Raw genomic sequence first — 5,386 nt, forward strand, 5'->3', positions numbered from 1 at the left:
CAGCTCCGGGATGTCGTCCAGGGCGGTCGCGACGGGAAGCAAGCCTTCCGAGGCGGCGTCCCTATGCACCAGATCGGTCAGGAAATCCAGCGATACGGCGTTTTCCGTCGAGAACGGCCCGACCCGCTCGCGGCGCAGGGCGGAAACGTGCCCCTCGGCCCCCAGCGCCGCCGCCAGATCGCGCGCAAGCGAGCGCACATAGACGCCCTTGCCCGTTCGCATGGTGATCTCGACATGGTCGGCGTCAGGGGCGTCGGTGACCGCCGCCTCGTGGATGGTCACCCGGCGCGCGGCGAGTTCGAACTCGGCCCCGTCGCGCGCCAGGTCGTAGGCGCGCTGGCCGTCGACCTTGATGGCCGAATACTGCGGCGGGATCTGATCGATCTCGCCGACGAACGAGAGCAGCGCCGCGCGCACCGCTTCCACGGTGGGCCGCACGTCCGAACGGGCGACGATCTCGCCCTCGCGGTCGAGGCTGTCGGTCGAGACGCCCCAGTTGATGGTGAAGCGATAGACCTTTTCGGCGTCCATCATGAACGGCACAGTCTTGGTCGCCTCGCCCAAGGCGATGGGCAGGACGCCCGAGGCCAGGGGGTCCAGCGTCCCCGCATGGCCGGCCTTCTGTGCGTTGAACAGCCGGCGGACTTTCGAAACGGCCTCGGTCGAGCCCATCTCCAGCGGCTTGTCGAGACAGACCCAGCCGTTGACGAGGTCGCCCTTCTTGCGGCGGCCCATCAGAGGTCGTCGGCGTCGGGCTTGGCGATGTCCGCCTGGACCCGCGGATCGTCGAGCAGGCGGTTGAGCCGTTCCGCCGCCGCGAAGCTCTCGTCATGGCGGAAGCGCAGATCGGGCGTGAAACGCATGTCGATGCGCCGCCCCAGCACGCCGCGCAGGAATTTGGCGTGGGCGTTCAGGGCCTTGACGATCTCGTCGACATGGCCGGCCACCGGGGCGCTGTCGACGCCGGCGCCGAGGGGTTCGACGAAACAGGTCGCGTGTTTGAGGTCCGGCGACAACCGCACTTCGGTGACGGTCACCGAGACGTCCTTCAGGGCCGGATCGTGGATGTCCTCCTCGCGCAGCACATCGACCAGGGCGTGACGGATCAGCTCGGCCGCGCGCAATTGGCGCTGGCTGACGGTTCCGGCCTTCGGATTGGGTTTGCGGCTGCTCATGACACGGTCCTCGTCGCCCGCCGGGGCTCGGACCCGGCCAAAAAGCGAAGCGGGGGTCTAGGCCCGCGGGCGCGCGGTGTCCAGTTGCGCCCTGTCGATCGCCGCCATCAGTTCCGACGAGACGATGGAGCGGAACGGCCGGACCGGCAGGCCCGCGGCGTTTAGCACGCCCGCCGTCCAGTGGTTGCACAGGTGGGCGATCGAAAAGGTCTCCCGGCTGGCGAAGAAGAGGACGTCGTCGCCCGCCCGCGCGGCGGCGATCCGGGGCGCGCCCGAGGAGACGTCGAGCGAGGATTCGATGTGGGTGGCCATGGCCTCGAAGCCGGCGGGGGTCAGACGGAAGGATCGGCGCCCCTCCTCGGCGAACAGGGCGCGCGGATCGCGCTGGGCCGGATCGAGCATGATCACCGAGGCGTTGCCCGGCCGGAAGAAGGCCCGCGCCCCGTCGGCCAGACGACTCTCCATCGGGCTCTGGTCGACATAGAACCGGGCGTCGCCCCAGCCGATCAGAATCCAGTCGCCCGCCGGCAGCACCCGCACCGCCGCCCCGAGCGGACCCGGCCGGGCCTCCAGCGCCGCGCGGGGAACGGCCAGATCGGTGTGGAAGCCGTTGTCCAGCAGATGCAGCTCGACGCCGGCCCCGTCCGGCGCGGCGCGCCATCGCCCCCGGTCGCCGGGCGCGGTCCAGGTCCACAAGGCGGCGATCTGGCCCGCCGCCGCGCCCGCGACGAACGGCCCGAGCCCGGTGCGCTCCCTGCGTCGCTTTGGACGCCTCATCGCGCGGTGAAGCTCCATGCGCCGCACAGGGCGGACGGCGGCGTTTCGGAGCCGATGACGACTCCTCGCCGGAACAGCATCAGGTCGACGCGCGAGCCGCGATGCAGCAGGGCGGCGACGCCGGCGGGCTCCCCGCCGCACAGGGTGAGCGCCGCCGCCTGCCCCCGCGCCGGCGGGACGACGGTGCGCAGTTCTATCTGGGCGTCGGCGGGGGCGTTGAGCCGGGCGGCGAAGGTCTGACCCGGCCCGAAGGACTCGCGGCCGAAGGCGATGCGCAGCGGACGGGTGCGCAGGCGCTCGCCGGTTTCGAAATGCAGTTCGGCGCGGACGAAGGTCAGCGAACCGGCGGCGGCGCGCGTCGCCTCATCGGCCGGTCCGTACTCCCCTCGCAGAATGGCTTGGGAGCCGCGTTCGGCGGCGAGCGGCCGGTCCTCGCCCGCCACCGCGGACTTCAGGCCCTGCAAGCCGTCGGCGGCGCCCGAGGGCAGGCTGGCGGCCCAGTCGACGACCCGCCGCGCGGTGGGCACGGCGTCGTGACGGATCGCCTCCCAGGCGGCGACCGTATGTCTCTGCTCGATGGCCAGCAGGAACAGCACCAGGCAGACGAACGAAAGCCCGCCGGCCAGGCGCTTCATTGTAGTCTGGGACGGGGCCGTGGCGGCGCTCATGACGGCGACCCTAGCGGGGGTCGCGAGCGAGGTGAACGCCTATCGCCCGACAGGGGCGCCGGCGTCGTCGAGGGCCTGCGCCGGCGGCATCGACCATTCGCCGCGCCAGACATAGGACAGCTGGACGCAATGGCGGTAGGTCCCGTCCGCCCAGCGGCCGACTGCGTGGAGGGTCAATGGCCGGCCCAGGCGCACGCGGCCGAGCACCAGCCAGGCCTCCTCCGAACTCGGGCAGAGGGCGCGCGAAAGCCCGCGGCCGTCGCCTTCCGGAGCGATGTGGTAGATCGCGCTTTCGCTGGATCCGGCCGGCAGGACGCGCCGCACCGCATCCGGGCCGCCGCGCCGGATGTCGGCCGCCCCGCGCTGTGAGGTGGAGATGATCCGCCGCACGCTGATGCCCCCGAACAGGCCGCGATCGGCCTCCAGCGTCACGCCGCGCGTCAGGGCCTGGGTGACCCGGTCGGCGGCGTCATAGGCCAGGTAGCGGGTCTCGGCCGCGGCCGGACCGGCGACGGAGAGCAGGACGAGGATCGCGGTCACGAGGCTGCGCATGAAGCGTTGATCCGTGAAGGATGCGGCGAAACGGCGGCGCCCGCGCGCCGCCGTCCTGAAAGTCCGCTACTCGAGCGTGCGCTTGATCTCTTCGACCGTGAAGCACTCGATGTAGTCGCCGGCCTTGATGTCTTGGAAGCCCTGGAAATGCATGCCGCACTCCTGGCCCGACGGGACCTCGTTGACCTCGTCCTTGAAGCGCTTGAGGGTCGTGAGCGTGCCCAGCTCCAGCACCACCACGTCGTCGCGGATGATACGGACCTTGGCGCCCTTGCGGACCACGCCTTCCGACACCCGGCAGCCGGCGATCTTGCCGGTCTTGGAGATGTCGAACACCTGCAGCACCTGGGCGTTGCCCAGGAAGGTTTCGCGCTGCAGCGGCGCCAGCATGCCCGAAAGCACGCCCTTCATGTCGTCGAGCAGGTCGTAGATGATCGAGTAGTAGCGGATCTCCACGCCCTCGCGCTCGGCGAGGTCGCGGGCCTGTTTCGAGGCGCGGACGTTGAAGCCGAGGATCGGGGCGCCGGCCGACTTGGCCAGCTGCACGTCGCTCTCGGTGATGCCGCCGGCGCCCGACATGACGGTGCGCGCGCGGACTTCCTCGTTGCCCATCTTCTCAAGCGAGCCGACGATGGCCTCCGCCGAACCCTGCACGTCCGCCTTGATGACCACAGGCAGTTCCGAGACCTTCTTGGACTGAAGCTTCGACATCATGTCGACCAGCGAGACCTGGTTGACGCCGCCCGTGGCCTTCTCGCGCTTCACGCGGGCGCGGTATTCGGTCAGTTCGCGGGCGCGGGCCTCGTTCTCGACCACGGCGAACGGTTCGCCCGGGCTGGGCGCCTCGTCGAGGCCGAGGATCTCGACCGGAACCGACGGACCGGCCTCGGTCAGCTGGGCGTTGCGTTCATCCAGCAGGGCGCGGACCTTGCCCCAGGCGGAACCGGCCACGACGATATCGCCGCGCTTCAGGGTGCCGCGCTTGACGAGGACGGTGGCGACCGGGCCGCGGCCCTTGTCCAGCTTGGCCTCGATGACCACGCCTTCCGAGGTGCGCTCCGGATCCGCCTTCAGGTCCATGACCTCGGCCTGCAGCAGGATGGCGTCGATCAGACCGTTGAGGTTGGTCCGCTCCTTGGCCGAGACCTCGATGATCTGAACGTCGCCGCCCAGGCTTTCCGAGATGACCTCGTACTGCAGAAGCTCGTTGACGACCTTCTGCGGATTGGCGTCCGGCTTGTCGATCTTGTTGACCGCCACGATGATCGGGGCGTTGGCCGCCTTGGCGTGCTGGATGGCCTCGACGGTCTGGGGCATGACGCCGTCGTCGGCGGCCACGACCAGGACCACGATGTCCGTGACATTGGCGCCGCGCGCCCGCATGGCGCTGAACGCCGCGTGGCCCGGGGTGTCGAGGAAGGTGACCCGCTGGCCGTCCTCCAGACGCACCTGATAGGCGCCGATGTGCTGGGTGATGCCGCCGGCCTCGCCCGCCGCCACGTCGGTGGTGCGCAGGGCATCGAGCAGCGAGGTCTTGCCGTGGTCGACGTGGCCCATGATGGCCACGACCGGCGCGCGCGGCGTGGTCGCCTCGTCGTCAACGGCGTCGGACAGGAAGCCCGTCTCGATGTCGGATTCGGACACGCGCTTGACGGCCATGCCGAACTCGTCGGCCACCAGTTCGGCGGTGTCGGTGTCGATGACGTCGTTGATCTTCATCATCAGGCCCTGACGCATCAGGAATTTGATGATGTCGACGCCGCGCACGGCCATCCGGTTGGACAGTTCCTGCACGGTGATGACGTCGGGGATGACCACCTCGCGCGGACGGTTCGGCGCGTCGGTCGAGCCGCCCTTGCGCTTTTCCTTCTCGCGTTCACGGGCCCGGCGAACCGAGGCCAGCGAGCGCATCCGCTCGGCGGCGTCCTCGTCGCCGCCGGCCACCGCCTGAATGGTCAGACGGCCTTCGCGGCGCTTCGGCTCGCCGCGCGTGCGGCTGACGGCCTTGCCCGGACCGGCGTCGGAGAAGCGTTTGTCGCGATCCTCCTCGACCTTCGAGCCCGCGGGACGGCCGAAGCCGGCGCGAACCGGGCGGGCGACGTCGGGGGTCGCGGGCGGGGCGTTGGGAGCGGTGCGGCCGCCGGGGCCGGTGCGCGGACCGCCCGGTCGGGCGGCGCCGGGCGCCGGGCGGGGATTGAGGGCCGAATCGCGGAC

At 70.7% G+C, this 5,386-nt stretch carries 6 protein-coding genes; all 6 read right to left on the reverse strand.

The window, feature by feature from the left end; genetic code table 11:
- Window positions 1-735, reverse strand: a 735-nt coding sequence (gene truB, locus VGD32_RS11630) for a tRNA pseudouridine(55) synthase TruB (protein WP_331032048.1), incomplete at its 3' end; no start/stop codon positions are given.
- Complete coding sequence (gene rbfA, locus VGD32_RS11635) at window positions 735-1,175, reverse strand: 30S ribosome-binding factor RbfA (protein ID WP_331032049.1); 441 nt, start codon at window positions 1,173-1,175, stop codon at window positions 735-737. The genes truB and rbfA, both read right to left, overlap by 1 nt.
- Before the next feature lie 57 nt (window positions 1,176-1,232).
- Window positions 1,233-1,952, reverse strand: a complete 720-nt coding sequence (locus VGD32_RS11640; protein ID WP_331032050.1) for a DUF2459 domain-containing protein — start codon at window positions 1,950-1,952, stop codon at window positions 1,233-1,235.
- Window positions 1,949-2,620, reverse strand: a complete 672-nt coding sequence (locus VGD32_RS11645) for a hypothetical protein (protein WP_331032051.1) — start codon at window positions 2,618-2,620, stop codon at window positions 1,949-1,951. The genes VGD32_RS11640 and VGD32_RS11645 overlap by 4 nt, the downstream gene beginning before the upstream one ends.
- 39 nt (window positions 2,621-2,659) lie before the next feature.
- Entirely contained in the window at window positions 2,660-3,172 is a 513-nt protein-coding gene (locus VGD32_RS11650) for a hypothetical protein (protein WP_331032052.1), read from the reverse strand.
- Window positions 3,173-3,238: 66 nt separating this feature from the next.
- A complete protein-coding gene (gene infB / locus VGD32_RS11655; RefSeq protein WP_414644415.1) occupies window positions 3,239-5,083 on the reverse strand; it encodes a translation initiation factor IF-2 in 1,845 nt (614 codons plus the stop codon).
- Window positions 5,084-5,386 lie beyond the last annotated feature (303 nt).

This window comes from Brevundimonas sp. (assembly GCF_036402095.1).
GTDB lineage: Bacteria > Pseudomonadota > Alphaproteobacteria > Caulobacterales > Caulobacteraceae > Brevundimonas.